We start from the raw sequence: 26,187 nt of genomic DNA, 5'->3' as shown, positions 1-26,187 counted from the left end.
GGCGTACGCAGCGCTAGTACCTCGGCGCGTTACGGGACCGCTGCACCCGCGTGGTGCGGCGGTCCTTCGCGTTCCAGCACGCCTTGTGCCAGTGTCTGCGCTCATCGACGCCGGAGTGCTCGGGCCAGGCCACCACGTGCGCGAGGCCCGACGGGATCTCCTGGTCGCAGCCCGGGCAGCGGTACCGCTTGCCCGCCGCGCTCGCGCCCGCGACGTGGCGCACGCTCCACTCCTCGCCCTGCCAGCTCTCGGCACTCTGGAAGCCGCCGTACCGTCCCGAGGGCTCCACGCCCGTCGACATATTCGGCTCTCCGGCGCCCTTGGGGCGGTTGCGACGCGGGGACACGGAAACACCTCACGGGCTGTACGGCGATCAGGGGTGCGACCAGCCTACGCGTCGTGCCGCGGGGTACCCGGCCCGCACCGACGGCCCGGATCCCGTGCGCTGCACGGAAAATCCAACAATCTTCTTGCCAAGCCGTGCCTTTGGCACGTGTCACGCGTTGTTGCCCGTAGGGGGAGTGCCTGCGTCGGCGTCAAGGAGGCAGGAGTTCGATGCGAGTAGGTAGTTTTGTTCTGGCCGCCCAGTTCCCCGGACAGGGGCAGGGGGAGGCGCTGCACCGCGCGGTGCGGTCCGCCGAGGTGGCCGAGGAGGCGGGGCTCGACTCGGTCTGGCTCGCCGAGCACCACTTCGTGCCGTACGGCACGTGTCCGTCGGCGGTGACCCTCGCGGCGCTGGTCCTCGGGCGGACGCGGCGGATCCACGTCGGGACGGCCGTGAGCGTGCTCCCGACCGCGCACCCCGTGGCACTCGGCGAACAGGCGGCGCTGCTGCACGTGACGACCGGCGGCCGGTTCTCGCTCGGTGTCGGACGCGGCGGGCCCTGGGTGGACCTGGAAGTGTTCGGCGCGGGCCTGGAGGCGTACGAGAAGGGGTTCCCCGAATCCCTCGACCTGCTGCTGCGGTGGCTGCGGGAGCCGCGCGTCGGTGGCAGCGGCGAGCGGTTCGCGTTCCGCGAGGTCGCCGTGGTGCCGCGCCCTCAGGAAGCGCTGAACGGCCAGGGCGCCGACGGTCCCGAAGTGGTCGTCGCGTGCACCTCGCCGTCCAGCGTGCGGCTCGCCGCGCAGCGCTGTCTGCCGATGCTGCTCGGCATGCACGTGGGCGACGACGAGAAGGCCGAAATGGTGGCCTTGTGGAATCGCCACGCACGTGCTGCGGGGCACCCGCCGGAGAAGGTTTCCGCGGCACCCCACGTATCCGCCGGTGTCGCGCAGGTCGCGGACCGCCGGCTCGACGCGGCCGAGGCATTACAGAAGGCGATGCCGGGGTGGCTGAAGCAGGGTCTCGACGCCCATGTGACCGTGGACGGCAGGCACCGCGCCATGCGTGACCCGGTGGCCTACACGGAGTTGCTCTGCGGGCTGCACCCCGTGGGCACCCCACAGGTGTGCGCCGACCGTCTCGCCGCCACCGCCGAGCGCACCGGCATCACGCGCTTCGCGCTTCTAGTGGAGGGCTCGGGCGACCTCGCGGCCACGGAGGAGAACGTGCGGAGGCTGGGCGCCGAAGTGCTGCCCCAGCTCGGCTGAGTGCCCGAGGAGCTGCCGCTCCGGACTGAAACACCTCCCGCGTACGGAGCGGCAGCAACAAGCGTCAGCAGTCCCGCAGTTCGGGCGACTGGTTGAGCAGCTGGCCTCGGATCGAGGTGAAGCGGGCGAGCCGGTCGTCCACCGCCGGGTCCAGCGGGAACACCGCGACGCGGTGGCAGTTCTGGAATGCAAGGCGCACTCCGAAATGCCTCTGCAGAGCACCGCGAATGGCGTCACTCGCGAGCGCGCGCAGCAGCTGGCCACGCGCCTGCTCGTCCGGCGGCGGGGTCTGGTTGTCGGCGAACTCGCCGCCGTCGACCTTCAGCTGGGCCACCAGGGAGCTGATCATCTCCCATGCGTAAGGCAGGGAGGTCCGGACGCAGTCGACGAATTCTGCTTCGTCCACCTCGCCTCGCTCGGCCTGTTCCAACAGTGCCGGTGAGACGTCGAGCGACATGGGTTCTCCTCTCACACCCCCGGGGAGCGGGGGCTTACGGACAGGGATGGAGTCCGCCTACGCAGCGTGCACGGATGACGACCTCTAGCTTCTACGGTAGGCACCGGGCGGTGCGGGCACCAGGAGATTGGGCGCATAACCGGCCAGGATCGAACGGGCCCATCGACGGACAAGTCGCCTCTTCGGCGTGGGGGTGACGGGGGCGGGGCGGGCGAATCGCGCACACCACCCCGAGTCGAGTAGCGTTGCGCCCCATGCGTCTCGTCATTGCCCGATGCTCCGTGGACTACGCGGGCCGGCTCACCGCCCATCTCCCGTCGGCGCCCCGTCTGATCCTTGTGAAGGCGGACGGCAGCGTCTCGATCCACGCGGACGACAGGGCCTACAAACCGCTCAACTGGATGTCTCCGCCCTGCACCTTGAAGGAGGGGACCGGGGACGACGCCGGCGTGTGGACCGTCGTGAACAAGGCGGGCGAGAAGCTCATCATCACGATGGAGGAAGTCCTGCACGACTCGTCGCACGAGCTCGGTGTGGACCCCGGCCTCATCAAGGACGGCGTGGAAGCACACCTTCAGGAGCTGCTCGCCGACCGGATCGAGACGCTCGGTGACGGATATACGCTCATCCGCCGCGAGTACATGACGGCGATCGGCCCGGTGGACATCCTCTGCCGCGACGCCGACGGGCAGACCGTCGCCGTCGAGATCAAGCGCCGAGGCGAGATCGACGGTGTCGAGCAACTCACCCGCTACCTGGAGCTGTTGAACCGCGACCCGCACCTGGCGCCCGTCAGGGGCATCTTCGCCGCCCAGGAGATCAAGCCGCAGGCACGCGTCCTCGCCACGGACCGCGGCATCGGCTGCACCGTCCTGGACTACAACGCGCTGCGCGGCATCGAGGACGACAAGCTGCGGCTGTTCTGACGCCCGTCAGGTCCTGTCCTCGGCCCCCGGGCCGCTCGCCGAGTTCGAGTTGTCGGGCGAGGTCGGCGGCGTCTCCTCATCGGGCGGCGTCGTCGGCGGGGTCGTGGGCGGGGTGGTCGGCGGGGTCGTCGGGGGTGTGGTCGGCGGGGTCGGCTTGTCCGTCGGCTCGGTGGGCTTGCCCGTGGGCTCGGTCGGCTTGCCGGTCGGCTTCGTCGGCTTGTCCGAAGGCTTCGACGGCGTGCCCGACGGCTCGTCGCTCTCGCTCGGCTCGGCGGACGGCTTGGCGCTGTCGCTCGGCTTCGGGCCGTCGGAGGTGCCGGTGACGCCGCCCTCGCCGGGTGTGCCGGAGCGGCTCGTGGAGTCCTTCCGCGGCTCGTCGGCGGTGAGGCCGCCGTCGTCGCGGTCCTCCTTCGCCGACTGCTCCGTCTTGACCTTGTCGTTCGGCGGGTCGTTGTTGTCGGACGTGGCGCCGAGGGTGACGACGGTGCCGAGGACGACGACGAGCAGGGCTCCCGCACCCGCCGCGACGAGGTTGCGGCGGGTGCCCATGATGATGGAGCGGCGGCTCGGCGCGGGGCCCGCCCCTGGCGCGGGCGTCGCCTTGCTGGTGACGAGGGTCTCCGGCTCCGGGGGCGGTGCGGGCATGGAGAACGCGGCCGCGGACGGGGTGAACGTGGCGGGGATGCCGCCGGGCGGCGACGCCGATTCCTCGTAGCGCGCGTCGGGCACCTCTTCACCGGCGGCCGTGCGCCCGCCGGGCAGCGCGCCGCCCGAACGGTCGGCGACCAGGGCGAGGGCCCTGCGCCCGGAGATCATGCCGCGCTTGTCGGCGAGCGCGCCGCGCAGGCCTATGGACGCCTCCAGCTCGGCGCGCGCCCGGTCGAGCTGTCCGCCGCAGAGCGCGAGGATGCCCAACTCGTGGTGGAAGTACGCCTCTTCGGCGACCTCGCCCGCGTTGCGCGCCGCTTCCTGGCCGGAGCGCAGGGCGCGTTCCCAGGCGCCCCAGTCGAGCCCGCCGGCGAAGGCGGGCGCCGCGGTGCGGGCGAGCAGCACGGCCGCGCCGCTCTCCGTGGCGACCAGCGCGGCGAGCGCGGCCTGTACGGCGTCCGCCTCCGCGGCGACCCGCTCCGGGGTGACGGAGGGGTGCCCGGACCACCAGGCGTAGTGCTGGGCGGCGCCCAGGGCGTACTCGGCGGCCTCGTCCGCGTACCCGGCGGCCTCCAGCTGGGTGCGGACCCCGGCGGCCAGGCGGTAGTGCGCGCCGACCGGGGTGACCAGGGCGCAGCCGACGAGCTCGGCGAGGGCCGCGTCGGCGTGGGTGTCGCCCACGAGGGCGGGCAGGTGGGCCTGGTGCGGGAGCTCGCCGCCGAGGGCGACGGCGAACTTCAGGGTGGCGCGGGCGGACGGGCTGAGCCGTGAGGCGAGCAGGGCCGCGGGCGCGGCGCCGTCGGCGAGGGAGGGCAGCGGTACGTCGTCCCCGTCGGCACCCGCGTCGAAGGGCGCGTCGACGGGCGTGACGGCGGTGTCGACGTAGTAGCCGTGCTCCTCGAAGGCGTGCGGGTCGGCGCGGAGCTGGTCACGCTGGCGGAGCAGGGCGCCGGCCTGGACGAAGCGCAGCGGCAGCCCCTCGGACTCGAACCACAGGTCGCCCGCCCAGTTGGCCTCCTCGTCGTCGAGGACGCGGCCGACGGCGCGCTCCAGGAGTTCGAGGCCGCCGCCGCGGCCGAGTCCGCCGAGGAAGACCTCTTCGAGGTGGGAGTCGGCGGAGGGCGCCGCCACGTCGGGCGTGGTGGCGACGAGGAAGGCGCATTCGGGTGTCGCGTCGAGCAGCTCGTCGAGGGCGGCGCCGCCGAATTCGAGGTCGTCGAGGACGACGACCGCGCCGATCTCGTGGACGTGTTCGAGGAGCTGGGCGCGGTCGGGGCGGTGCAGCGGCGCGTCGTGGACGGCGGCGAAGAGGTCGTGGAGCAGCTCGCCGGGTGTCCTGCGGTAGCCGGAGAGGCGGACGACGCCGTCGGGGGCGAGGTCCGCGCAGTCGTCGGCGACGGCGTTCAGGAGCGCCGTGCGGCCCGAACCCGCGGGCCCGGTCAGCCGGACGGAGCGGCCGCGCGCGAGGAGCCGTACGAGCCGCTCACGCTCTTCCTGGCGCTCCAGGAGCGGCAGCCTGGGCAGTGCGGGGCCCGGCGGCACGGGCGGCATCGAGGCGCGGCGCAGCTCGGCGCGGTCGGCGGCGGAGTGCTTGCCGGGGCGTGCGGGCCGTTCGCCGGGCGGGCAGGGTTCGATCTCGCTGCCGTCGACGGGGTTGACGGTGAGCAGGAAGTCGCCCGAGACGAGCTGGACGGTGCGGGCGAGCGCGGGTGCGGGCTGCCCGAAGTCCGGTGTCAGGGGTTCGCGCGGCGGCCGTCCGGGGCTCGCCGAGCCGTCGTCGTCGATGCCGTCGTGGCCGTACTCTTCGGGTCCCCGGTTCATCGGGTCCATGGTCCTAGCCCCCCAGATGCGTGGTGTGCAGAGCCCCCTCCGGCCTTCGTGCACACTGCGCTGTCGCTTCTGGTCCGGCGCCCCCGAGCGGGTCCGTATATCGGTGGCCACCGAACCCTAGACCTTTGCTCAGTATCTCCGGGAGGGCGGGGTACCGCCCCGTCCGAGACGTCACAGGTTCGTGAGGATTGTGCGGTCAGACTCTGGGGAGCGATTCGACTCCGATGCCGCCCTCGATGGCGAGGATCCGGTGCAGCCGGGTCGCCACGAGGAGGCGCTGCATCTGCGGCGGTACGTGGCGCAGGACGAGTCTGCGTCCGCAGCGGCCGGCACGGCGGTGGGCGCCCATGATGACGCCGAGGCCCGTGGCGTCCCACGAGTCGAGTTCGGACAGGTCGAGCACCAGGTCGCCGGCGCCATCGTCGACGGCGGAGTGCAGGACCGTGCGGGCGTCCGCCGCGCTGCGTACGTCGAGGCGTCCCCCGACGACCAGCTGGGCCTGGTCGCCCCTGATGTGCATATGCGCTCCCCGAGGGTGCTGTGAGTGCTGTGTCTGCCGTGACGCCCGATACGTAGGGCGTCTGCGTATGTCACTGCAACTGACTGCCGCGTGGGCGAGGAAGTTGCCGTCTGTAAGCGAACCGATACCGAATTCACTCCGAGGGGTGACCCGCGGGGCGCCGAAGCGTCCGACGGGGCGTCAGACGGCGTACGTCAGTGCTGGTTCAGTGCTTGTAGAACCCCTGCCCGCTCTTGCGCCCGATGTCACCGGCGTCAACCATCCGGCGCATCAGCTCCGGCGGCGCGAACTTCTCGTCCTGGGACTCCGTGTAGATGTTTCCGGTGGCGTGCAGCAGGATGTCGACGCCGGTGAGGTCGGCGGTCGCGAGCGGGCCCATGGCGTGGCCGAAGCCGAGCTTGCAGGCGATGTCGATGTCCTCGGCGGTGGCGACGCCCGACTCGTAGAGCTTGGCGGCCTCGACGACGAGCGCGGAGATCAGACGGGTCGTCACGAAGCCGGCGACGTCGCGGTTGACGACGATGCAGGTCTTGCCGACGGACTCGGCGAACTCGCGGGTGCGGGCGAGGGTTTCGTCGCTGGTCTTGTAGCCGCGCACCAGCTCGCAGAGCTGCATCATCGGGACGGGCGAGAAGAAGTGGGCGCCGACGACGCGCTCCGGGCGCTCCGTCACGGCCGCGATCTTGGTGATCGGGATGGCGGAGGTGTTGGAGGCGAGCACGGCGTCGTCGCGCACGAGCTTGTCGAGCGTGCGGAAGATCTCGTGCTTGACCTCGAGCTTCTCGAAGACGGCCTCGACGACGATGTCCGCGTCGGCGACGGCGTCCAGGTCGGTGGTGGTCGTGATGCGTCCGAGCGCGGCCTCCGCGTCCTCGGCCGCGAGCTTGCCCTTGCTCACGAACTTGTCGTACGACGCCTTGATCCCGTCGGTGCCGCGGGTCAGGGCCTCGTCGGTGACGTCGCGCAGGACGACGTCCCAGCCCGCCTGGGCGGAGACCTGAGCGATTCCGGACCCCATGAGTCCGGCTCCGATGACGGCGAGCTTCCGTGCCACTGTTCCGACTCCCCTACCGCTTGTCACGCTTGACTTGCACGCTGTTCACGTATGCCTTCTCGGCGCACGTTAGCGGCCGTGGGCGCGCCTGTGGTGGTAAGGAGATGCGCGTCACGTCTCAGATGACGGACATCACACCGGTACGCGTCATTCGGCGGTGCGCGGCGCGTAGTTGAGGACCTTCTCGCTCAGCAGTTCCTCCATCTCGTCGAGGAGCGCGAGGGCTTCGCGGGAGACCTCGGCGGGTTCCCGGCCCTTGGACATCTCGTCGCCGATCCACGCCATGAGCGTGCTGTGGACCCAGGAGAGCTGTCCTGCGACGAGGCCGGGGAGCGGGTCGCCCCCGGCGGCCCCGGTCTCTTCGGCGAGGGTGCGCGTGAGCCGGTCGAGGGCCTCCTGCTGGATCGCCCAGAGCCGGGAGCGCAGGGCGTGCGCCTCGGTGATGACCTTCATGAAGTCGGCCCAGCCGGGGAAGAGCCCGACGGCCGGCGAGACGCCCTCCACGTCGGCGCGCAGCTCGCGCAGGACGGCGTCGGCGGCGGACTCCCCGGCGCGGCGGCCGCGCACGTGGCGGGAGAGGCGGTCGACGACGTCGTCGCCCCGGTCGAGGAACAGGTCCTCCTTGGCCGGGAAGTAGTTGTAGACCGTGTTGACCGAGACGTCCGCGGCGTCCGCGATCTCGGCGATGGTCACGGTGACGAACCCGTGCTCCAGGAAGAGCCCGGTCGCGATGTCCGAGATCCGCTGCTTCGTCTGCCGCTTCTTGCGCTCCCGCAGGCCTTCACTCATGCCTCCCATCCTAGGGACTCTGAAATTTTGATGTCACGCCCAAACTTGGAGTCGATTCGAATTTTGGTGACGTTGCAAAATTTCACCGACTCTGTTTTTGTGGTCGTCATGGCAATCATCAGTACCTGCGGGCTCGCCCGGACCTTCCGGACCAAAGACGGCACCGTCGAAGCCGTGCGCGGCATCGACCTGCGCGTAGAACCCGGCGAGATCCTCGGCTTCCTCGGGCCGAACGGCGCGGGCAAGACCACGACCCTGCGCATGCTGACCACGCTGCTCCCGCCCACCGGCGGCGCCGCCACCGTCGCGGGCCGCGACCTGGCCAAGGACCCCGCAGGCGTCCGCGAGAGGATCGGGTACGTCGCCCAGTCGGGCGGCGTCGACCTGAGCATCTCCGTACGCGAGGAACTCATCACCCAGGGCCGGCTCTACCGCCTGACGAAGACTCAGGCGGCGGCCCGCGCGGAGGAACTGGCGCACGACCTCGGCCTGACCGAGCTGATGGAGCGGCCCTGCGCCGCGCTCTCCGGCGGCCAGCGCAGGCGGCTCGACATCGCCCTGGGACTCACCCACCGGCCCGAGGTGCTCTTCCTCGACGAGCCGACCACCGGGCTCGACCCGGGCAGCCGGGCCGACCTGTGGCAACTGGTGCGCAAGCTGCGCGACGACCACGGCACGACCGTCTTCCTCACCACGCACTACCTCGACGAGGCCGACGCCCTCTCCGACCGTCTGGTCGTCGTCGACAAGGGCGTCGTCGTCGCCGAAGGCACGCCGAGCGCGCTCAAGCTGCGGTACGGCGGCTCGATCGACGCCACCCTCCAGGACACCTTCCTCGCCATCACCGGGCGCGACATCGCGTCCCAGGACACCGCCGCGGCCACGCCTCCCGTCGCCGTCTGACCCTCACCACCCGGGACCCCCACCATGCCTGCACTGCTCGCCGACACCGCCCTGATCTTCGGGCGGTACGCCCGGCAGACCCTGCGCTCCAAGTTCCAGATCCTGTTCGGCGTCCTCACCCCGCTGCTCTACCTCCTCTTCTTCGGCCCGCTCCTCACCGATCTGCCGCTCGGCTCCGAGGGCGACTCCTGGCAGGTGCTCGTACCGGGACTGCTGCTCCAACTGGGCCTGTTCGGCGCCACGTTCAGCGGTTTCGCACTCATCATCGAGAAGCAGTTCGGCGTGGTGGAGCGGATGCGGGTGACGCCCGTGAGCCGTCTCGCGCTGCTCCTCGGGCGGATCCTGCGCGACGCCGCGCTCTTCGTCTTCCAGGCGGTGCTGCTCGTGCTCGCCTCGCTGGCGATGGGCCTCAGGGCGCCGCTCGCGGGCATCCTCATCGGCTTCGCGTTCGTCGGGCTCCTGACGGCCGGGCTCGCCTCGCTCTCGTACGCGCTGGCCATGAAGGTCGACAAGGCACACGAGTTCGGCCCCGCCGTCAACGCGGTGAGCATGCCCTCGATGCTGCTCTCCGGCCTGATGCTGCCGATGGCGCTCGCACCGGCCTGGCTCGACGTCCTCTCCCACTTCATGCCGTTCCGCTACCTCGTCGACGCGGTGCGCGCGGGATACGTGGGGGACTACGCGTCCACGACAATGCTGTACGGCGTCCTGATGGCGCTCGCCTTCGTCCTGCTCTCCGTGACGGTCGGCACACGTGTCTTCAAGAAGGCCGGAGCGTAACTAGGCTGGCCGCATGGTCAATCTGACGCGCATCTACACCAGGACCGGCGACCGGGGCACGACGGCCCTCGGGGACATGAGCCGCACCGCCAAGACCGATCTGCGCATCTCGGCGTACGCCGACGCCAACGAGGCCAACGCGGTCATCGGCACGGCGATCGCGCTCGGGCAGCTCGAGGCGGACGTGGTCAAGATCCTCGTACGCGTCCAGAACGACCTCTTCGACGTGGGCGCCGACCTCTCCACGCCCGTCGTGGAGGACCCGAAGTACCCGCCGCTGCGCGTCGAGCAGTCCTACATCGACAAGCTGGAGGCGGACTGCGACCGCTTCCTGGAGGAGCTGGAGAAGCTCCGCAGCTTCATCCTCCCGGGGGGTACGCCCGGCGCCGCGCTACTGCACCAGGCGTGCACCGTCGTGCGGCGCGCCGAGCGGTCGACGTGGGCGGCCTTCGAGGCCCACGGCGACACGATGAACCCGCTGACCGCGACCTACCTCAACCGCCTCTCCGACCTCCTCTTCATCCTCGCCCGTACGGCGAACAAGGCGGTCGGGGACGTGCTGTGGGTGCCGGGCGGCGAGCGCTAGCGCTCCGGCGCCCACGGCCTCAGGCCGGCGCCTTCTTCGGGAAGAGCGTGTAGCTGAGCGCGATCAGACCGTGGATGCCCGCCGTGCGCCACGCCGTGTACATCCATCCCTGGAGCGACGTGGTGCGGTCGGGGTCGTCGACGTACCACATGGCGAGCAGCAGCAGCCCGCTCGCGACGGCCGCCCCGACGACGGAGCCGAGCCAGACCTTCGCCTCGTGCAGGGCGCGGGCCTTGCCGTAGCGCGGCGGGCGGGGCACCGGCGTGCCCTTGAAGCGGTGCGCGGCGTGGCCGTCGAGCCACTTCACGGCGCGGTGGCCGTGCCCCACGGTGTAGCCGATGTACAGCGCCGCGAGGCCGTGCTTCCAGCTGGGGTCGGCGCCGTTCTTCAGGTCGAGTGCGGTCACCACGAGGAGCACCAGTTCGAGCAGCGGCTCGCACAGCAGGATCGCGATGCCGAGGCGCGGCATGCGCAGCAGATAGCGGGTGGCGAGCCCGGCGGCCAGCAGCACCCAGAAGCCGACCTCGCAGATGATGATCAGCGCGACGATCACGGCGCTCTCCTCACGTTCGCTCCCCCGTTCACCCCTCAAGGCTCGCCCGCCGGCCGCCGTGGATCGTCGTCGTCAGTGACGAAGTGGGACTGCATCCTTCGATGTAGCGCCCGGTTCCTCCCCCAGGACCAGGCAGGACGGCCGGTCCACCGTGTTGGATGGGGACATGGCCCCGTCCCTGCCCCGTCCGCAACGCGTCGACGTACAGATCGCCGCGGCCAGCCTGCTCTGCGGGCTGGCGCTGTGGGCGCTCGGGCTGCCCTCGCAGACGGACCGGCCGCTCGGCGGCCACTGGGCGCTGCTGCCGCTCCTCGCCCTCGCGGGGCTCGAACTCCTGCGCAGCACCAAACCGCAGTTCGCCCTGGTCATGGCCACGTTCGCGCTGGTGGCCGACCAGTTCACGGCGGGCAACCTCGCTTCGATCCTGATGTTCACGGACATCATGTACGCGGCCGTCGTGTACGGGACACCGGCCGCCGCCCGCCGCATCCCGATCACGTCGGGCGTCATCACGGTGGCCATGACCGTGGCCTTCCTCGCCTGGTGGCAGGACCCGCAGGCCGTCCTCCTGGGCGTCGCGACCGCCATCGTGGCCTTCACGCCCGCCGCCACCGGCGTCCTGGTGCGCAACCACCGCGAGGCCACCGCCGCGGCGAAGCTGCGGGCCGAGCAGACCGCGCTGCTCGCCGAGATGGACCGGGTCCAGGCCGTCGGCGCCGAGCGCGCCAGGATGGCCAGGGAGCTGCACGACATGGTCGCTAACCACCTCTCGGCGATCGCCATCCACTCGACGGCCGCGCTCTCCCTCGACGATCCGAAGACCAGCCAGGACGCCCTGGCCGTCATCCGGGAGAACAGCGTCGAGGGCCTGGCGGAGATGCGCCGCCTCATCGGCATCCTGCGCGACCAGACCGGCGATCTGGAGCCCGCGGCCGCGCCCACCCTGGACGGCCTGGCCGCCCTCGTCGCGGGTGCCCGCACCAACGGCCTCGACGTCACGCTCGACGACGCACGCCCCGCGGACGGGCCGAAGCTGCCCGCGCCGGTGGAGCTCGCGGCGTACCGCATCGTGCAGGAGTCCCTGACGAACGCCCTCAAGCACGCGTCCCCCGGCCTCGTCACCGTGACCCTGGCACAGGAGCCGCGCGCCCTCACCGTGCGCGTGACCTCCCCGTACGGGGGCCCCTCGGGGCCGCGCGCCCCCGGCTCCGGCGCCGGCCTCGTCGGCATGCGCGAGCGCACCGACCTGCTCGGCGGCACCTTCGAATCGGGCCCCGAGAGCACCCCCGACGGCAAGGTCTGGAGCGTCTTCGCGACCCTGCCCGTCGACCCAGCGGACGAAGGAGCCAAAGAATGATCCGGGTACTGGTCGCCGAGGATCAGTCAGCCGTGCGCTCGGGACTCGTCCTGATCCTGCGCAGCGCGTCCGACATCGAGGTCGTCGGCGAGGCGGCGGACGGCGAGGAGGCCGTCGCCCTCGCCCGCGAGCTCCGCCCCGACCTGATCCTGATGGACGTACAGATGCCGCGCCTGGACGGGGTGTCGGCGACCCGGCAGGTCGTCGCCGAGCAGCTCGCGGACGTGCTCGTCCTGACCACCTTCGACCTCGACGAGTACGTGTTCGGGGCGCTGCGGGCGGGCGCGTCCGGGTTCCTCCTGAAGAACACGGAGGCCAGGGACCTCATCGAAGGCGTCCGCACGGTCGCGCGCGGCGAGGGCCTCATCGCGCCCGCCGTCACCCGCCGTCTGATCGCCGAGTTCGCCGCTCCCACGAGGGCCGTACGCGACGAGAACGCGCCGGACCCCGCGATCCTGGAGAGCCTCACCCGACGCGAGCGCGAGGTGCTCTCCTGCATCGGTGAAGGCCTGTCGAACGCCGAGATCGCGGCCCGGCTCGCGATGGCGGAGGCGACGGTGAAGACGCACGTCAGCCGGATGCTGGGCAAGCTCGAACTGCGCAGCCGGGTGCAAGCCGCCGTACTGGCGCAGGAGTTGGGCGTCTGAAGCGGAACCGGGGGCGCCGGACCGTCGCGATCCGGCCAATGGTTCAGACCTCTTGACCGCTGGTCCAGACCTTTCTATTCTCGCCGCACTGCGGTGAGCACTCCCCCACGTGTCCACGTGCTCACGGGCGGCGCAGGGTCCAGGCCCCCAAGACCCCCGGAACTCACCCGAGGAGCACTCCGTGCGCTTCAAGACCGACAGCACACGCTCGAGACTCAGATTCAGACACAAAGCGGTGGCGGGAGTGACGACGCTGCTGCTCCCGCTCGCCACCCTCGTCGCCCTCGGCGGGCCCGCCGACGCGGCGCCCGACGCCGCCCCCGAAGCCACCGCCACGTACGCCAAGACCCAGGACTGGGGCAACGGCTTCGAGGGCAAGTGGACGATCAAGAACACCGGAACCACCACGCTCAGTTCCTGGAACGTCCAGTGGGACTTCCCCTCCGACACGAAGGTGACCTCGGCCTGGGACGCCACCGTCACCAACTCCGGAACCCGCTGGACCGCCAAGAACCTCGGCTGGAACGGGACGCTCGCCCCCGGCGCCTCGGTCTCCTTCGGGTTCAACGGCACGGGCCCCGGCGCCCCCTCCAAGTGCACGCTGAACGGCGGCAGCTGCGACGGCGGCAGCGTCCCCGGCGACAACCCGCCGAGCGCCCCCGGCACCCCGACCGCGTCCGGCATCACCAACACCGGTGTGAAGCTGGACTGGAAGGCCGCCACCGACGACAAGGGCGTCAAGAACTACGACGTCCTGCGCGACGGCGCGAAGGTCGCCACGGTCACCGGCACCTCGTACAGCGACAGCGGCCTGACCGCGGGCACCGACTACTCGTACAGCGTCCAGGCCCGTGACACCGCCGACCAGACGGGGCCGGCCAGCGACGCCGTCAAGGTCCGCACCACCGGTGGCGGCGGCCCGGACCCCGAGCCCGGCGACAAGGTCAAGCTCGGCTACTTCACGGAGTGGGGCGTCTACCAGCGCAACTACCACGCGAAGAACATCGCGACCTCCGGCTCGGCCGACAAGATCACGCACATCAACTACAGCTTCGGCAACGTCCAGGGCGGCAAGTGCACCATGGGCGACTCGTACGCGGCGATCGACAAGGCGTACACCGCCGACCAGTCGGTGGACGGCGTCGCCGACACCTGGGACCAGCCGCTGCGCGGCAACTTCAACCAGCTGCGCAAGCTCAAGGCCAAGTACCCGAACATCAAGATCCTCTGGTCCTTCGGCGGCTGGACCTGGTCCGGCGGCTTCACCGACGCCATGAAGAACCCCGCGGCCTTCGCCAAGTCCTGTCACGACCTGGTCGAGGACCCGCGCTGGGCCGACGTCTTCGACGGCGTCGACCTGGACTGGGAGTACCCGAACGCCTGCGGTCTGTCCTGTGACACCAGCGGCCCCGCCGTCTTCAAGAACATGATGCAGGCGTTCCGCAACGAGTTCGGCTCCAAGAACCTCGTCACGGCCGCGATCACCGCGGACGGCTCCAGCGGCGGCAAGATCGACGCGGCCGACTACGGCGGCGCCTCGCAGTACGCCGACTGGTACAACGTGATGACGTACGACTTCTTCGGCGCCTGGGCGGCGAAGGGCCCGACGGCCCCGCACTCCCCGCTCACGTCCTACCCGGGCATCCCGCAGGACGGCTTCAACTCCGCGGCGGCGATAGCCAAGCTCAAGGCGAAGGGCGTGCCGTCGGCCAAGCTCCTGCTCGGCATCGGCTTCTACGGCCGCGGCTGGACCGGCGTCACCCAGAAGGAGCCGGGCGGCACGGCGACGGGGGCGGCCCCCGGTGCATACGAGGCGGGCATCGAGGACTACAAGATCCTCAAGAACTCCTGCCCGTCCAACGGCACGATCGCCGGCACGGCGTACGCCCACTGCGGCACGAACTGGTGGTCCTACGACACGCCCTCCACGGTCCGCGCCAAGATGGCGTGGGCCAAGGACCAGAAGCTCGGTGGCGCGTTCTTCTGGGAGTTCAGCGGTGACACGGCCAACGGCGAGTTGGTGACGGCCATCAACGACGGTCTCAAGTAACCGTCCCCAGTACGAAGCCGGGAAGACAAGATCGCCCCTTGTCTTCCCGGCTTCTTCATGCCGTACTAGGCCACATTCACTCTCTGGCCCGGCGGGGCCGCCTCAAGCCAGGCCAGGAAACCCGTCAGCGCGTCCTCGCTCATCGCCAGCTCCAGGCGGGCGCCGCGGTGCAGGCAGCCGAGGACGATCGCGTCGGAGAGCAGGGCCAGCTCCTCCTCGCCGTCCGGGGCGCGACGGTCCACGACCTCGATGGCGGAGCGCTCGAGAACCCGGCGCGGCCGGGGAGCGTAGGAGAAGACGCGGAACCACTCGACGCGGTCACCGTTGTAGCGGGCGACCCCGTACCCCCAGCCCTTGCCGGAGGTGTCGCCCTTCTCCGGGGCGTCCCAGCGCAGGCTGCAGTCGAAGGTGCCCCCGGAACGCTGGATCAGCCGGCGTCGCAGTCCGAAGACGAAGAGCCCCACCAGAACCAGCACGATCAAAGCAAGTCCGCACACGAGCAGAGTGAGGATCATCGGCACCGACCTCCTCGCCTCTACCGTCGGCCGAAGGGCCGACAACGGACCGATACATTGCACCCGCATTGCCTCAGCCGCGACCCGGTCCGGATTGTTCCCGGACCTGGCCGCGGCTGAGTCACGTTACGCCGCGCGCTGGGGTCAGCGCGTCGCCACCGCACGCAGTCGGACGTCTGCGCGACGCTCGGCGGAGGCGTCGGCCTCCGACTTCGCGCGCTCCAGCGCCCGCTCCGCACGCTGGACGTCGATCTCTTCGGACAGCTCCGCGATCTCGGCCAGCAGCGACAGCTTGTCGTCCGCGAAGGAGATGAATCCTCCGTGGACAGCGGCCACGACCGTGCCGCCGTCACTCGTACGAATGGTCACCGGGCCCGATTCCAGCACACCGAGCAGCGGCTGGTGACCGGGCATGACGCCGATGTCGCCGGACGTGGTGCGCGCGACGACCAGGGTGGCCTCACCGGACCAGACACTGCGGTCCGCTGCGACCAGCTCGACATGCAGCTCAGCAGCCAAGGGTGGCTCCTCGGGTCACCACCCGGCGGTTCAGCCGGGTGTTGGGTCAAATTCTAGTGGGCGTACGGAGAGGGGCGGGACACGGCCCCTGCGCGGGGTGCCCCCGCCCCTCTCCGGATCGAGCTACCGAGCTCAGGAGACGCCGAGCTCCTTGGCGTTCTTCTTGAGGTCCTCGAGACCACCGCACATGAAGAAGGCCTGCTCGGGGAAGTGGTCGTACTCGCCGTCGCAGATCGCGTTGAACGCCGCGATCGACTCCTCGAGGGACACGTCCGAGCCGTCCACACCGGTGAACTGCTTGGCGGCGTGGGTGTTCTGCGACAGGAAGCGCTCCACGCGACGGGCACGGGCGACGACGAGCTTGTCCTCTTCGCTGAGCTCGTCGATACCGAGGATCGCGATGATGTCCTGGAGGTCCTTGTACTTCTGCAGGATCCCCTTGACGCGCATGGCGCAGTCGTAGTGGTCCTGCGCGATGTAGCGCGGGTCCAGGATGCGGGACGTGGAGTCCAGCGGGTCCACGGCCGGGTAGATGCCCTTCTCGGAGATCGGACGGGAGAGAACCGTCGTCGCGTCGAGGTGGGCGAACGTGGTGGCCGGGGCCGGGTCGGTCAGGTCGTCCGCGGGGACGTAGATCGCCTGCATCGAGGTGATCGAGTGACCACGGGTCGACGTGATGCGCTCCTGGAGGAGACCCATCTCGTCGGCCAGGTTCGGCTGGTAACCCACCGCGGACGGCATGCGGCCGAGCAGGGTCGAGACCTCGGAACCGGCCTGCGTGAAGCGGAAGATGTTGTCGATGAAGAACAGCACGTCCTGCTTCTGCACATCGCGGAAGTACTCCGCCATGGTCAGACCGGCCAGGGCGACGCGCAGACGCGTGCCCGGCGGCTCGTCCATCTGGCCGAAGACCAGCGCGGTCTTGTCGAGAACGCCGGCCTCCTCCATCTCGACCATGAGGTCGTTGCCCTCACGGGTGCGCTCGCCGACACCGGCGAAGACGGAGACACCGTCGTGCAGCTTGGCCACACGGACGATCATTTCCTGGATCAGAACGGTCTTGCCGACACCGGCACCACCGAACAGACCGATCTTTCCACCCTTGACGTACGGGGTGAGAAGGTCGACGACCTTCAGGCCGGTCTCGAACATCTCGGTCTTCGACTCGAGCTGGTCGAAGGCCGGGGCCTTGCGGTGGATCGTCCAGCGCTCGGCGTCGGCGACCGTGGACGGGTCGTCGTTCAGGACCTCGCCGAGCGTGTTGAACACACGGCCCTTGGTCACGTCGCCGACCGGCACCGAGATGCCCTTGCCGGTGTCGGTGACGGGCGCCTGGCGGACCAGGCCGTCGGTGGGCTGCATCGAGATCGCGCGGACCACGCCGTCACCCAGGTGCTGGGCGACCTCGAGGGTCAGCGTCTTCTTCGCGCCCTCGGTCGACGGGTCGTCGACCTGGACGTGCAGGGCGTTGTAGATCTCCGGCATCGCGTCGACGGGGAACTCCACGTCGACGACCGGGCCGATCACCCGGGCGACGCGGCCCGTGGCAACGGCCGTCTCAACAGTGGTCGTCATTACTTGTCACTCCCCGCGGTCGCGTCGGCCAGCGCTGCTGTGCCGCCGACGATCTCGCTGATTTCCTGGGTGATTTCGGCCTGGCGGGCCGCGTTGGCAAGCCGGGAGAGGCTGTTGATCAGATCCCCGGCGTTGTCGGTGGCCGACTTCATCGCGCGGCGCGTGGCGGCGTGCTTGGAGGCAGCCGACTGGAGCATCGCGTTGTAGATACGGCTCTCGACGTACCGCGGCAGCAGGGCGTCGAGGACGTCCTCCGCCGACGGCTCGAAGTCGTACAGCGGAAGGATCTCGTCCTTGCCGGACTTCGACTCTTCCGCCACCTCTTCGAGGCTGAGCGGCAGCAGGCGGCCGTCGATGGCCGTCTGCGTCATCATCGAGATGAACTCGGTGTAGACGATGTGGAGTTCGTCCACGCCGCCCTCCGCCGTCTCCTTCTCGATCGCCTCGATCAGCGGCACCGCGACCTTCTTGGCGTCCGCGTACGTGGGCTCGTCGGTGAATCCCGACCACGACTCCACGACCTTGCGCTCGCGGAAGTTGTAGTGGGCCAGACCACGGCGGCCGACGATGTACGTGTCGACCTCCTTGCCCTCGGCCTCCAGGCGCGCGGTCAGCTGCTCCGCGGCCTTGATGGCGTTCGAGTTGAAGGCGCCGGCCAGTCCGCGGTCGCTCGTGAGGAGCAGCACCGCGGAACGGGTCGCCGTCTCCGGCTCGGTGGTCAGCGGGTGCTTCGTGTTCGAGCCGGTGCCGACCGCCGTGACCGCGCGGGTGAGCTCGGTCGCGTACGGCGTGGACGCCGTCACCTTGCGCTGGGCCTTGACCACGCGCGAGGCGGCGATCATCTCCATCGCCTTGGTGATCTTCTTGGTCGCGGTGACGGATTTGATGCGACGCTTATAGACCCGGAGCTGGGCTCCCATGAGTCAGGTCCCTTCCGTCGTCACTTACCGGCGGCGGCCGGAGCGTCCTCGCCGAGAAGCTTCCCGTCCGAGGTCTCGAACTGCTTCTTGAACTCCGCGATCGCGTCGCCGACGGCCTGCAGCGTGTCGTCCGACATCTTGCCGCCCTCCTTGATGGAGGTCATGAGGCCCTGCTCCTGCCGGTGCAGGTAGGCGAGGAGCTCACGCTCGAAGCGGCGGATGTCGTTGACCGGCACGTCGTCCATGCGACCGGTGGTACCGGCCCACACGGAGACGACCTGGTCCTCGGTCGCCATCGGCTCGTACTGCGGCTGCTTGAGCAGCTCGACCATGCGCTGACCGCGCTCCAGCTGCGCCTTCGACGCGGCGTCCAGGTCGGAACCGAAGGCGGCGAACGCCTCCAGCTCACGGAACTGGGCGAGGTCCACACGGAGACGACCCGAAACCTGCTTCATCGCCTTGTGCTGCGCGGAACCACCGACACGGGAGACGGAGATACCGACGTTCAGCGCGGGGCGCTGACCGGCGTTGAAGAGGTCCGACTCCAGGAAGCACTGGCCGTCGGTGATGGAGATGACGTTGGTCGGGATGAACGCCGACACGTCGTTCGCCTTGGTCTCGACGATCGGCAGACCGGTCATCGAGCCCTTGCCCAGCTCGTCCGAGAGCTTCGCGCAGCGCTCGAGCAGACGCGAGTGCAGGTAGAAGACGTCACCCGGGTAGGCCTCGCGCCCCGGCGGGCGGCGGAGCAGCAGGGACACGGCGCGGTAGGCGTCGGCCTGCTTCGAGAGGTCGTCGAAGATGATGAGGACGTGCTTGCCCTCGTACATCCACTGCTGGCCGATGGCCGAACCGGTGTAGGGCGCCAGGTACTTGAAGCCCGCCGGGTCGGACGCCGGGGCGGCGACGATGGTCGTGTACTCCAGCGCGCCGGCCTCTTCGAGGGCACCGCGCACGGAGGCGATGGTGGAGCCCTTCTGACCGATGGCGACGTAGATGCAGCGCACCTGCTTGTTCACGTCGCCCGTGCGCCAGTTGTCGCGCTGGTTGATGATCGTGTCGACGGCCAGGGCGGTCTTGCCGGTCTGGCGGTCACCGATGATCAGCTGACGCTGGCCACGGCCGATCGGGGTCATCGCGTCGACGGCCTTGTAGCCGGTCTCCATCGGCTCGTGCACCGACTTGCGCTGCATGACCGTGGGGGCCTGCAACTCAAGGGCGCGACGCCCGCTGGTCTCGATCTCGCCGAGGCCGTCGATCGGGTTGCCGAGCGGGTCGACGACGCGGCCGAGGTAGCCCTCGCCCACGGCGACCGACAGCACCTCGCCGGTGCGGGTGACCGACTGGCCTTCCTCGATACCGCTGAACTCACCGAGGACGATCGAACCGATCTCGCGCTCTTCCAGGTTCAGCGCGAGACCGAGGGTCCCGTCCTCGAACTTCAGCAGCTCGTTGGCCATGGCCGAGGGCAGGCCCTCGACCTTCGCGATGCCGTCGCCGGCAAGGGTGACCGTACCGACCTCCTCGCGCGAGGCCGCGTCCGGCTTGTACGCCTGGACAAAGTTCTCCAGCGCGTCCCGGATCTCCTCCGGCCGGATCGTGAGCTCCGCCATCTGGGTTCCCTGCTCTCCTTGTTGGGCCCGAAGTTTTCTTGGGGGGTCTGGGGTCAGCCCCCAGGAATCCTCTGCACGGCCCAACTAGGGCCGTAGGTCGTGCTTTGTTGCTTTACTGGCCGGCCACGCGGCGGCCGACTTCCTCGATGCGGTCCGCGATGGAGCCGTTGATGACCTCGTCGCCCACCTGGACCGTGATCCCGCCGAGGACCGCGGGGTCCACGTCGAGGTTCAGGTGCATCGGGCGTCCGTACACCTTGGCCAGGGCGGCGCCGAGACGCTCCTTCTGCCGGTCCGAGAGCGGAACAGCGGAAGTGACGATGGCGACCATCCGGTTGCGGCGGTCGGCGGCCAGCTTGGAGAGGGACTCGATGCCCTCTTCCAGGCTACGTCCACGCGGCGCGGTTACGAGGCGCTCGACGAGACGCTCCGTGACGTCCTCGGCGCGGCCGCCGAGCAGGCTGCGCAGCAGCTCGCTCTTGGCCGTGCCGGTCGCGGCGCGGTCGGTCAGCGCGGCACGCAGTCCGGTGTTGGACGCGACGATCCGGCTGAACCGGAAGAGCTCGTCCTCGACGTTGTCCAGGGCGCCGGCCTTCTGCGCACCGGTCAGGTCGGCGAGGTCGGCGAGCTCCTCCAGGGCGTCCACCAGGTCACGCGACTGCGACCAGCGCGAGCGCACCATGCCGGCCACCAGGTCGGCGGTCTCGCCGCCCACCTGTCCGGAGAGCAGGCGTCCCGCGAGCTCGGCCTTGGCCTCGCCGGACTGCGCCGGGTCGGTCAGGACCCGACGCAACGAGACCTCGCGGCTGAACAGCGCGGTGACCGCGGCGAGCTCGTCCGCGAGCTGCTTCGCGTCGGCCGGGGTGCTGTCCGTCAGCGCGTCGAGGCGCTCGCGCGCGGCGGCCAGGGCCTCGCGGCTAGCTCCGTGCGCTGTCATCGAGCGGCCTCGGCCTTCTCCTCGAGGTCGTCGAGGAAGCGGTCGATCGTGCGGCTCTGCCGGGCGTGGTCCTCCAGGGACTCACCGACGAGCTTGCCGGCCAGGTCGGTGGCCAGCTGGCCCACGTCCTGACGCAGCGACTGCGCGGCGGCCTTGCGGTCGGCGGCGAGCTGCGCGTGACCGGCGGCGACGATCTCCTCGCGCTGACGCTGGCCCTCGGCCCGCATCTCGGCGATGAGCGTGGCGCCCTGCTCCTGCGCCTCCTGGCGCAGACGCGCGGCCTCGTGCCGGGCCTCGGCGAGCTGAGCCTTGTACTGCTCAAGAACGCTCTGGGCCTCGGTCTGAGCGGCCTCGGCCTTCTCGATACCGCCTTCGATCGCCTCCCGGCGCTCTTCCAGAACCTTGTTGATGTTCGGGAGGAGCTTCTTCCAGAAGAAGAAGAAGACGATGGCGAAGGCGATGGCGCCGACGAGCAGCTCGGGACCGGGCGGAATGAGCGGGTTCTGCTCCTCCGCGTGCTCGGCCGCCAGCTGTACCAGGTTGGCGATCACATCATTGCCTTTCGTCGAACGGGACTAATCGTCTCGGGCGATCAGGAGCCGTAGACGAACGGCATGACGATGCCGATGAGGGCGAGCGCCTCACAGAAGGCGAAACCGAGGATCTGGTTGGCACGGATCAGGCCGGCAGCTTCGGGCTGACGGGCGAGAGCCTCGGTGCCCTTACCGAAGACAATGCCGACACCGATGCCGGGGCCGATGGCCGCGAGGCCGTAGCCGATGGAGCCGAGGGCCTTGATGTCACCCTGGAGGGCGGCGAGCTCGAGAGTCGCGGACATGCCGTTACTTCCTTCTCTTTCATGGACCGGTGGGGGTTGGCCACCGGGCGCTTAGGGGGTTGCGTGAGGGCGATCAGTGGTGCTCGGCCAGAGCGCCCTGGATGTACGAGCAGGCAAGGAGCACGAAGACGTACGCCTGGACGGCCTGCACGAAAAGCTCGAAGAGGATCATCGCCATGGTCATCACGAAGGAGACACCGGCGGCCGGGATCATCCAGCTGTTCAGCAGGTACCAGGAGGCGACGGTGAACATCACCAGCATCAGGTGACCGGCGAACATGTTGGCGAAGAGTCGCACGGCGTGCGTGAAGGGGCGCACCAGCAGGTTCGAGAAGAACTCGATGAACGACACGAGCCACTTGATCGGGCCGAGCGAGTTGTCGAACCCGGTGATGTTCTTCCAACCGCCCACGAAGCCGTGCTTCTTGAAGGTGAGAGGAACCCAGACCAGGTAGACGACCGCCGCGAGCACCGCCGGGTAGGCGATGATCGACGAGACCGGGAACTGGGTCAGCGGGATCACGGACCAGATGTTCATGATCCAGATGAAGAAGAACAGGGAGACCATGAGCGGGACGTACTTCTCGCCGTCCTTCTTGCCCATCGTCTCGTAGACGATCCCGCGGCGTACGAAGTCGTAGCCGGCCTCGCCCATCATCTGCAGCTTGCCCGGGACGACCTTGGCCTTGCCGAACGCCACGTAGAAGAAGGTGACGACGACGAGCGTGGTCATCAGGGCGAGCAGCATGACCTTGTTGAACTCGAACCCACCGACGGTGAACATCGGCTTGAAAAGGAACGAGTGCAGGCCCGGAGCCGGGAAGCCACAGCCGTTGTCGGACATGATCCGACAGCTCCAGTCAAAGGCGAGCTCAGTTTGGTCAGCACTCACCGCGGGCTCCTTCGGCGTGACGCATAGGTACGGCAACCTCGTTGTCGTGTCGGCGCGGCGCGCGGCCGCGGGTCGGCACCGGACTGGTGTTTCGGAAGTGTGAGCGGCATTCAGGCATCGAGCCTCGCGATTGTGCAGGCGTCAGCTCAGATGCCCGCGCCCGCAGTGCCGCAGTTGGCACCGGACGATAGCAGCATCTCGAACGGCCATTTATCCCGCCCCTACCCTTCACGTCGACGACCCCGACTTCTCCGGCTTGTCCTTCTTCGAGGAGTCGCTTTCGGAGTCGGGTTCGACGTAAAGGATCTTCGCCTTCATGTGCGCACGCGCCTGTGCGGCCATCCACACGATGGTCGCCGCGACGAGCGCGGCGGCGAAGGCCCTCGGATTGAAGAGCGTGGTGTCCTTGAACAGACCCATGAAGACGAGGAGCAGCAAGAGTTGGGCGACGTAGAGCATCATGCCCATTGCCTGAAACAGCTGCGGAAGCGATTTCGCCGTCTTCTGCAGGACGAACAGACCGAGCCCCATGAAGGCAATGACAACCACGGTGCCGACGACGGCTCCGATCGCCCCCTTGCCACCGGCAACGACACCGCTCACCGCGGCGACGATCGCGCCGACGGCAGCCGTGGGCACGGCGGACTGAAGGAGATTTCGGGCGTCTTGAGACGGCATGGCGGCAGCTCCGCTTACTGATGGGGGCAGGGTGTCGTCATGGACGAGCGTAGACCCGGGTCGAGAGGGGCCCTCGGGCCAATGGACCGTCGCACTACGGTCCTTCGGCTCTATCCCGGGATCTCGTGAACGGTATCACAAACTATTTGATGAGGTCTTTACCTGTTAGGTGTGCCGACTGTCACACATGAGGAGCAACCTGCGCGTCTGTGCATCCGGAGCGCCAATTTGACTGGTAATGGCGCGATTTCGGGTCGGGCGTCAACGTGACGACTCGGCTTCCCGCCGCTCCTGGAAGCGCGAACGGGCGCCGATCGCGGGCGCTCCGTTGACGCCCGCGGGCACCGGAGGCTCCTCTTCCGTCGGCATCGCGTCCTGGGCGGCCAGTTCGGCGGCAGCGGCACGGCGGCGGCGGTAGCGCGGCGGCACGAAGGCCTCGGCCCACCGCGGGGTGCGCGGGGTGAAGCGCGGCAGCAGGAGCAGGACGAGGCCCAGCGCGCTGAGGGCGACGATCAGCAGCAGGATCCACATGCTCGTCGAGTGGACCGAGTACGCGACGGTGCCGAAGGCGATGAGCGCCGACCAGAAGTACATGATGAGCACCGCGCGGCTGTGCGAGTGGCCGATCTCCAGGAGCCGGTGGTGGAGGTGGCCGCGGTCGGCGGCGAAGGGCGACTTGCCGTTCCAGGTGCGCCGCACGATCGCGAGAACCAGGTCCGCGAAGGGGATCGCGATGATCGTGAGCGGCATCAGGAGCGGGATGAAGACGGGGAGCATCGCGTGCGTCGCGTCGCGTCCCGTGCCGAAGTTCAGCTTCATCGTCGCGGGGTCGACCTGTCCGGTGACGGAGATCGCGCCCGCCGCGAGGATGAGCCCGATGAGCATCGAGCCGGAGTCGCCCATGAAGATGCGCGCGGGGTGCATGTTGTGCGGCAGGAAGCCGAGGCACATGCCCATGAGGATGGCGGCGAAGAGCGTGGCGGGCGCCGCTGCCTCGATGCCGTAGCCGTACCAGATGCGGTAGGCGTACATGAAGGACGCGGCGGACGCGATGCAGACCATGCCCGCGGCGAGGCCGTCGAGGCCGTCGACGAAGTTCACGGCGTTGATGGTGATGACGACCAGGGCCACCGTCAGCAGCGTGCCCTGACCGGACGTGAGCGAGACCGTGCCGACGCCGGGGACCGGGATCCACAGGATCGTCAGACCCTGCATCACCATGACGCCCGCGGCGATCATCTGCGCGCCGAGCTTGATGAGCGCGTCGATCTCGAACTTGTCGTCCAGGACGCCGATCAGCCAGATCAGCGCCGCGCCGGAGAGCAGCGCGCGCGGTTCGTTGGAGTTCTCGAAGACCGCGTTGAGGTTCGGCAGGTGGTCGGCGACCAGGAGCCCCGCACAGAGTCCGAAGAACATCGCGATCCCGCCGAGCCGGGGCGTGGGCTCCCGGTGCACGTCACGAGCGCGGATCTCCGGCATGGCGCCGGCCACGATCGCGAACTTCCGCACCGGGCCGGTCAGCAGGTAGGTCACCGCGGCCGTGATGCAGAGCGTCAGCAGGTATTCACGCACGGGCTTCCCCACAGGTCTCGCTGGCCATCTCAGCCCCACACCCTAGCTCTGCGCGCATACGGTTGAGGACTTACGGGTAGCGACGATGGTTGCACGACTCTCCGTCGCCCTCTGACCCGACTGCCCCTTGCCAGGCCGGATACGGCGGAAATCCTCCCACCAGTTCACGTACCTCTTCTCGTACGTTCGTGTCCTCGCGCACCGCTTCGACCAGCAGGCCCGCGATGCGCGCCTGTTCCGGGGCGCTCATGCCCTGGGTCGTGACGGCCGCCGTGCCGAGGCGCAGGCCGCGGGTGTCGTCGTGGGGCAGGGCGCAGGTGTCGAGGAAGATCCCGGAGGCGGCGAGACGGCCGCGGGCCGTGTGGGCGTCCACTCCCAGGGGGGCCGGATCGGCCAGGATCAGGTGGGTGTCCGTGCCGCCGGTGGTGATGGCGAAGCCGCCCACGGTCAGCGCCTCCGCCAGGACGCGTGCGTTGCGGACCACCTGATGGGCGTACCCCGTGAACGCCGGCGTGGCCGCCTCGCCGAACGCCACGGCCTTGGCGGCGATCGTGTGCATCTGTGCGCCGCCCTGCGTGAACGGGAAGACGGCGCGATCAATACGTTCCGCAAGATCCGTCCCGCACAGCAGGAGGCCGCCCCGCGGGCCGCGCAGGACCTTGTGCGTCGTGGCGCAGACGACGTCCGCGTGCGGCACGGGGCTCGGCGCCGCTCCCCCGGCGATCAGGCCCATGGGGTGCGCCGCGTCGGCGATGAGGTACGCGCCCACGTCGTCGGCGATCTCTCGGAAGGCCGCGTAGTCGATGTGCCGGGGGTAGGAGATCGAGCCGCACACGATGGCCTTGGGGCGGTGCGAGCGGGCGAGGGCGTGCACCTGGTCGTAGTCGATGAGGCCGCTCTCGGGGTCCACTCCGTACCCGACGAAGTCGAACCACCGGCCGGAGAAGTTCGCGGGCGAGCCGTGCGTGAGGTGCCCGCCGTACGGCAGGCCCATCGCCAGGACCGTGTCGCCGGGCCGCAGCAGCGCGGCGTACGCGGCGAGGACCGCCGAGGAGCCGGAGTGCGCCTGCACGTTGGCGTGCTCGGCGCCGAACAGGGCCTTGGCCCGGTCGACGGCGATCCGCTCGGCGATGTCGACGAGCTCGCAGCCGCCGTGGTGGCGCGCGCCGGGATAGCCCTCGGCGTACTTGTTCGCGAGCGGCGAGCCGAGCGCCGTGAGGACGGCGGGCGAGGTGAAGTTCTCGGCGGCGATCAGCTGCAGTGCGTCGGCCTGTCGGGCGGCCTCCGCGGCGAGGACCTCGGCCAGCTCGGGGTCCTGCCTGCGCAGCCCTTCGAGGTCCGTGTAGGCGACGGGGGCGGCGGGTGCGGTGGACGCGGCGGGTGCGGTGCTGACCGTGCTGAGCGACATCGTGGGCTCCGGGGCCTTGCGGGGGTGACC

Annotated in this window: 27 protein-coding genes; 8 read left to right on the top strand and 19 right to left on the bottom strand. The window is 69.7% G+C overall.

The genetic code is table 11. The features are described from left to right. Positions 1 to 13: 13 nt before the first annotated feature. Complete coding sequence (locus AC07DO_RS23720) at positions 14 to 346, bottom strand: ATP/GTP-binding protein (RefSeq protein WP_479062337.1); 333 nt, start codon at positions 344 to 346, stop codon at positions 14 to 16. 209 nt (positions 347 to 555) lie between these two features. Here AC07DO_RS23720 and AC07DO_RS23715 point away from each other — a divergent pair, with 209 nt between their 5' ends. After that, a complete protein-coding gene (locus tag AC07DO_RS23715; protein WP_479062335.1) occupies positions 556 to 1,590 on the top strand; it encodes an LLM class flavin-dependent oxidoreductase in 1,035 nt (344 codons plus the stop codon). 64 nt (positions 1,591 to 1,654) lie between these two features. Here the strand turns inward: AC07DO_RS23715 and AC07DO_RS23710 are convergent, their stop codons facing one another. Continuing rightward, positions 1,655 to 2,047 carry an SCO5389 family protein gene (locus AC07DO_RS23710; protein ID WP_150172297.1) on the bottom strand — a complete coding sequence of 131 codons (393 nt, stop codon included), beginning with the start codon at positions 2,045 to 2,047 and terminating at the stop codon, positions 1,655 to 1,657. A 254-nt stretch (positions 2,048 to 2,301) separates the two neighbouring features. Between AC07DO_RS23710 and nucS the strand changes: the two genes are divergently transcribed. Next, complete coding sequence (nucS, locus tag AC07DO_RS23705; RefSeq protein ID WP_479062332.1) at positions 2,302 to 2,973, top strand: endonuclease NucS; 672 nt, start codon at positions 2,302 to 2,304, stop codon at positions 2,971 to 2,973. 6 nt (positions 2,974 to 2,979) lie between these two features. On the opposite strand, the gene AC07DO_RS23700 is transcribed toward nucS, so the two are convergent. From AC07DO_RS23700 to AC07DO_RS23685, 4 genes are all read right to left on the bottom strand, one after another. Continuing rightward, complete coding sequence (locus tag AC07DO_RS23700; protein ID WP_479062331.1) at positions 2,980 to 5,451, bottom strand: ATP-binding protein; 2,472 nt, start codon at positions 5,449 to 5,451, stop codon at positions 2,980 to 2,982. 196 nt (positions 5,452 to 5,647) lie between these two features. Next, positions 5,648 to 5,971, bottom strand: a complete 324-nt coding sequence (locus AC07DO_RS23695; RefSeq protein WP_055696792.1) for an STAS domain-containing protein — start codon at positions 5,969 to 5,971, stop codon at positions 5,648 to 5,650. A 205-nt stretch (positions 5,972 to 6,176) separates the two neighbouring features. Next, positions 6,177 to 7,025, bottom strand: a complete 849-nt coding sequence (locus AC07DO_RS23690; RefSeq protein ID WP_479062328.1) for a 3-hydroxyacyl-CoA dehydrogenase family protein — start codon at positions 7,023 to 7,025, stop codon at positions 6,177 to 6,179. A 147-nt stretch (positions 7,026 to 7,172) separates the two neighbouring features. Next, entirely contained in the window at positions 7,173 to 7,814 is a 642-nt protein-coding gene (locus AC07DO_RS23685) for a TetR/AcrR family transcriptional regulator (protein WP_479062326.1), read from the bottom strand. Between the two features lie 108 nt (positions 7,815 to 7,922). On the opposite strand from AC07DO_RS23685, the gene AC07DO_RS23680 reads away from it, so the two are divergent. Genes AC07DO_RS23680 through AC07DO_RS23670 form a run of 3 tightly spaced genes read left to right on the top strand, consistent with a single transcriptional unit; the run spans position 7,923 to position 10,083 of the window. Beyond that, on the top strand, positions 7,923 to 8,717 hold the full coding sequence (locus AC07DO_RS23680; RefSeq protein ID WP_479062324.1) for an ABC transporter ATP-binding protein: 795 nt from the start codon (positions 7,923 to 7,925) through the stop codon (positions 8,715 to 8,717). A 24-nt stretch (positions 8,718 to 8,741) separates the two neighbouring features. Then, complete coding sequence (locus AC07DO_RS23675) at positions 8,742 to 9,497, top strand: ABC transporter permease (RefSeq protein WP_479062322.1); 756 nt, start codon at positions 8,742 to 8,744, stop codon at positions 9,495 to 9,497. Between the two features lie 13 nt (positions 9,498 to 9,510). Continuing rightward, the gene (locus tag AC07DO_RS23670) at positions 9,511 to 10,083 is read left to right on the top strand and encodes a cob(I)yrinic acid a,c-diamide adenosyltransferase (RefSeq protein ID WP_479062321.1); all 573 of its coding nucleotides are present in this window, start codon (positions 9,511 to 9,513) and stop codon (positions 10,081 to 10,083) included. Positions 10,084 to 10,102: 19 nt separating this feature from the next. Here the strand turns inward: AC07DO_RS23670 and AC07DO_RS23665 are convergent, their stop codons facing one another. Beyond that, the gene (locus tag AC07DO_RS23665) at positions 10,103 to 10,636 is read right to left on the bottom strand and encodes a hypothetical protein (protein ID WP_479062319.1); all 534 of its coding nucleotides are present in this window, start codon (positions 10,634 to 10,636) and stop codon (positions 10,103 to 10,105) included. 166 nt (positions 10,637 to 10,802) lie between these two features. On the opposite strand from AC07DO_RS23665, the gene AC07DO_RS23660 reads away from it, so the two are divergent. The 3 genes from AC07DO_RS23660 (at position 10,803) to AC07DO_RS23650 (ending at position 14,690) form a co-directional block, all read left to right on the top strand. Beyond that, positions 10,803 to 11,993 (top strand): sensor histidine kinase, encoded by a 1,191-nt coding sequence (locus AC07DO_RS23660; RefSeq protein WP_479062318.1) that lies wholly within the window; start codon positions 10,803 to 10,805, stop codon positions 11,991 to 11,993. Beyond that, on the top strand, positions 11,990 to 12,640 hold the full coding sequence (locus tag AC07DO_RS23655; protein WP_479062317.1) for a response regulator: 651 nt from the start codon (positions 11,990 to 11,992) through the stop codon (positions 12,638 to 12,640). Before AC07DO_RS23660 ends, AC07DO_RS23655 begins: the two co-directional genes overlap by 4 nt. A 181-nt stretch (positions 12,641 to 12,821) precedes the next feature. Then, a complete protein-coding gene (locus AC07DO_RS23650) occupies positions 12,822 to 14,690 on the top strand; it encodes a glycosyl hydrolase family 18 protein (RefSeq protein ID WP_479062315.1) in 1,869 nt (622 codons plus the stop codon). Between the two features lie 65 nt (positions 14,691 to 14,755). On the opposite strand, the gene AC07DO_RS23645 is transcribed toward AC07DO_RS23650, so the two are convergent. The 12 genes from AC07DO_RS23645 to AC07DO_RS23590 all read right to left on the bottom strand — a co-directional run bounded on the left by AC07DO_RS23645 (position 14,756) and on the right by AC07DO_RS23590 (position 26,157). Beyond that, on the bottom strand, positions 14,756 to 15,205 hold the full coding sequence (locus AC07DO_RS23645) for a DUF2550 domain-containing protein (RefSeq protein WP_479062314.1): 450 nt from the start codon (positions 15,203 to 15,205) through the stop codon (positions 14,756 to 14,758). 144 nt (positions 15,206 to 15,349) lie between these two features. Further along, complete coding sequence (locus tag AC07DO_RS23640; protein ID WP_479062312.1) at positions 15,350 to 15,724, bottom strand: F0F1 ATP synthase subunit epsilon; 375 nt, start codon at positions 15,722 to 15,724, stop codon at positions 15,350 to 15,352. A gap of 132 nt (positions 15,725 to 15,856) precedes the next feature. Further along, positions 15,857 to 17,299, bottom strand: coding sequence for a F0F1 ATP synthase subunit beta (atpD, locus tag AC07DO_RS23635; protein WP_468608847.1), 1,443 nt, complete (start codon positions 17,297 to 17,299; stop codon positions 15,857 to 15,859). Beyond that, positions 17,299 to 18,219 (bottom strand): F0F1 ATP synthase subunit gamma, encoded by a 921-nt coding sequence (locus AC07DO_RS23630; protein WP_479062310.1) that lies wholly within the window; start codon positions 18,217 to 18,219, stop codon positions 17,299 to 17,301. Before AC07DO_RS23630 ends, atpD begins: the two co-directional genes overlap by 1 nt. Before the next feature lie 20 nt (positions 18,220 to 18,239). Further along, on the bottom strand, positions 18,240 to 19,832 hold the full coding sequence (gene atpA, locus AC07DO_RS23625; protein ID WP_479062309.1) for a F0F1 ATP synthase subunit alpha: 1,593 nt from the start codon (positions 19,830 to 19,832) through the stop codon (positions 18,240 to 18,242). 112 nt (positions 19,833 to 19,944) lie between these two features. Next, complete coding sequence (locus tag AC07DO_RS23620; protein ID WP_479062307.1) at positions 19,945 to 20,769, bottom strand: F0F1 ATP synthase subunit delta; 825 nt, start codon at positions 20,767 to 20,769, stop codon at positions 19,945 to 19,947. Beyond that, a complete protein-coding gene (locus AC07DO_RS23615) occupies positions 20,766 to 21,320 on the bottom strand; it encodes a F0F1 ATP synthase subunit B (protein WP_479062306.1) in 555 nt (184 codons plus the stop codon). Before AC07DO_RS23615 ends, AC07DO_RS23620 begins: the two co-directional genes overlap by 4 nt. Positions 21,321 to 21,361: 41 nt before the next feature. Beyond that, positions 21,362 to 21,607, bottom strand: a complete 246-nt coding sequence (gene atpE, locus AC07DO_RS23610) for an ATP synthase F0 subunit C (protein ID WP_016643250.1) — start codon at positions 21,605 to 21,607, stop codon at positions 21,362 to 21,364. A gap of 73 nt (positions 21,608 to 21,680) precedes the next feature. After that, complete coding sequence (atpB, locus tag AC07DO_RS23605; protein WP_150188459.1) at positions 21,681 to 22,451, bottom strand: F0F1 ATP synthase subunit A; 771 nt, start codon at positions 22,449 to 22,451, stop codon at positions 21,681 to 21,683. 276 nt (positions 22,452 to 22,727) lie between these two features. Next, the gene (locus AC07DO_RS23600; RefSeq protein ID WP_150216182.1) at positions 22,728 to 23,177 is read right to left on the bottom strand and encodes a Cg1360 family ATP-synthase-associated protein; all 450 of its coding nucleotides are present in this window, start codon (positions 23,175 to 23,177) and stop codon (positions 22,728 to 22,730) included. A 261-nt stretch (positions 23,178 to 23,438) separates the two neighbouring features. After that, positions 23,439 to 24,749: an MraY family glycosyltransferase gene (locus tag AC07DO_RS23595; protein WP_479062304.1), complete on the bottom strand. Its 1,311-nt coding sequence runs from the start codon at positions 24,747 to 24,749 to the stop codon at positions 23,439 to 23,441. A gap of 70 nt (positions 24,750 to 24,819) precedes the next feature. Further along, positions 24,820 to 26,157, bottom strand: a complete 1,338-nt coding sequence (locus AC07DO_RS23590; RefSeq protein WP_479062302.1) for a serine hydroxymethyltransferase — start codon at positions 26,155 to 26,157, stop codon at positions 24,820 to 24,822. Between the last annotated feature and the right edge of the window lie 30 nt (positions 26,158 to 26,187).

The organism is Streptomyces sp. NPDC045678 (genome assembly GCF_056432085.1).
Note: the sequence above shows the minus strand (reverse complement) of the source record. Positions and strands in the feature narration are given on the sequence as shown.

What these genes read in the sequence shown, in the direction of transcription:
- AC07DO_RS23695 (WP_055696792.1), bottom strand. Translation starts at nt 5,971, where the DNA reads ATGCACATCAGGGGCGACCAGGCCCAGCTGGTCGTCGGGGGACGCCTC.
- AC07DO_RS23710 (WP_150172297.1), bottom strand. Translation starts at nt 2,047, where the DNA reads ATGTCGCTCGACGTCTCACCGGCACTGTTGGAACAGGCCGAGCGAGGC.
- AC07DO_RS23620 (WP_479062307.1), bottom strand. Translation starts at nt 20,769, where the DNA reads ATGACAGCGCACGGAGCTAGCCGCGAGGCCCTGGCCGCCGCGCGCGAG.
- AC07DO_RS23715 (WP_479062335.1), top strand. Translation starts at nt 556, where the DNA reads ATGCGAGTAGGTAGTTTTGTTCTGGCCGCCCAGTTCCCCGGACAGGGG.
- AC07DO_RS23630 (WP_479062310.1), bottom strand. Translation starts at nt 18,219, where the DNA reads ATGGGAGCCCAGCTCCGGGTCTATAAGCGTCGCATCAAATCCGTCACC.
- AC07DO_RS23655 (WP_479062317.1), top strand. Translation starts at nt 11,990, where the DNA reads ATGATCCGGGTACTGGTCGCCGAGGATCAGTCAGCCGTGCGCTCGGGA.
- nucS (WP_479062332.1), top strand. Translation starts at nt 2,302, where the DNA reads ATGCGTCTCGTCATTGCCCGATGCTCCGTGGACTACGCGGGCCGGCTC.
- atpA (WP_479062309.1), bottom strand. Translation starts at nt 19,832, where the DNA reads ATGGCGGAGCTCACGATCCGGCCGGAGGAGATCCGGGACGCGCTGGAG.
- AC07DO_RS23600 (WP_150216182.1), bottom strand. Translation starts at nt 23,177, where the DNA reads ATGCCGTCTCAAGACGCCCGAAATCTCCTTCAGTCCGCCGTGCCCACG.
- AC07DO_RS23670 (WP_479062321.1), top strand. Translation starts at nt 9,511, where the DNA reads ATGGTCAATCTGACGCGCATCTACACCAGGACCGGCGACCGGGGCACG.
- AC07DO_RS23680 (WP_479062324.1), top strand. Translation starts at nt 7,923, where the DNA reads ATGGCAATCATCAGTACCTGCGGGCTCGCCCGGACCTTCCGGACCAAA.
- atpB (WP_150188459.1), bottom strand. Translation starts at nt 22,451, where the DNA reads ATGTCCGACAACGGCTGTGGCTTCCCGGCTCCGGGCCTGCACTCGTTC.
- AC07DO_RS23700 (WP_479062331.1), bottom strand. Translation starts at nt 5,451, where the DNA reads ATGGACCCGATGAACCGGGGACCCGAAGAGTACGGCCACGACGGCATC.
- AC07DO_RS23675 (WP_479062322.1), top strand. Translation starts at nt 8,742, where the DNA reads ATGCCTGCACTGCTCGCCGACACCGCCCTGATCTTCGGGCGGTACGCC.
- AC07DO_RS23660 (WP_479062318.1), top strand. Translation starts at nt 10,803, where the DNA reads ATGGCCCCGTCCCTGCCCCGTCCGCAACGCGTCGACGTACAGATCGCC.
- AC07DO_RS23645 (WP_479062314.1), bottom strand. Translation starts at nt 15,205, where the DNA reads ATGATCCTCACTCTGCTCGTGTGCGGACTTGCTTTGATCGTGCTGGTT.
- atpE (WP_016643250.1), bottom strand. Translation starts at nt 21,607, where the DNA reads ATGTCCGCGACTCTCGAGCTCGCCGCCCTCCAGGGTGACATCAAGGCC.
- AC07DO_RS23685 (WP_479062326.1), bottom strand. Translation starts at nt 7,814, where the DNA reads ATGAGTGAAGGCCTGCGGGAGCGCAAGAAGCGGCAGACGAAGCAGCGG.
- atpD (WP_468608847.1), bottom strand. Translation starts at nt 17,299, where the DNA reads ATGACGACCACTGTTGAGACGGCCGTTGCCACGGGCCGCGTCGCCCGG.
- AC07DO_RS23590 (WP_479062302.1), bottom strand. Translation starts at nt 26,157, where the DNA reads ATGTCGCTCAGCACGGTCAGCACCGCACCCGCCGCGTCCACCGCACCC.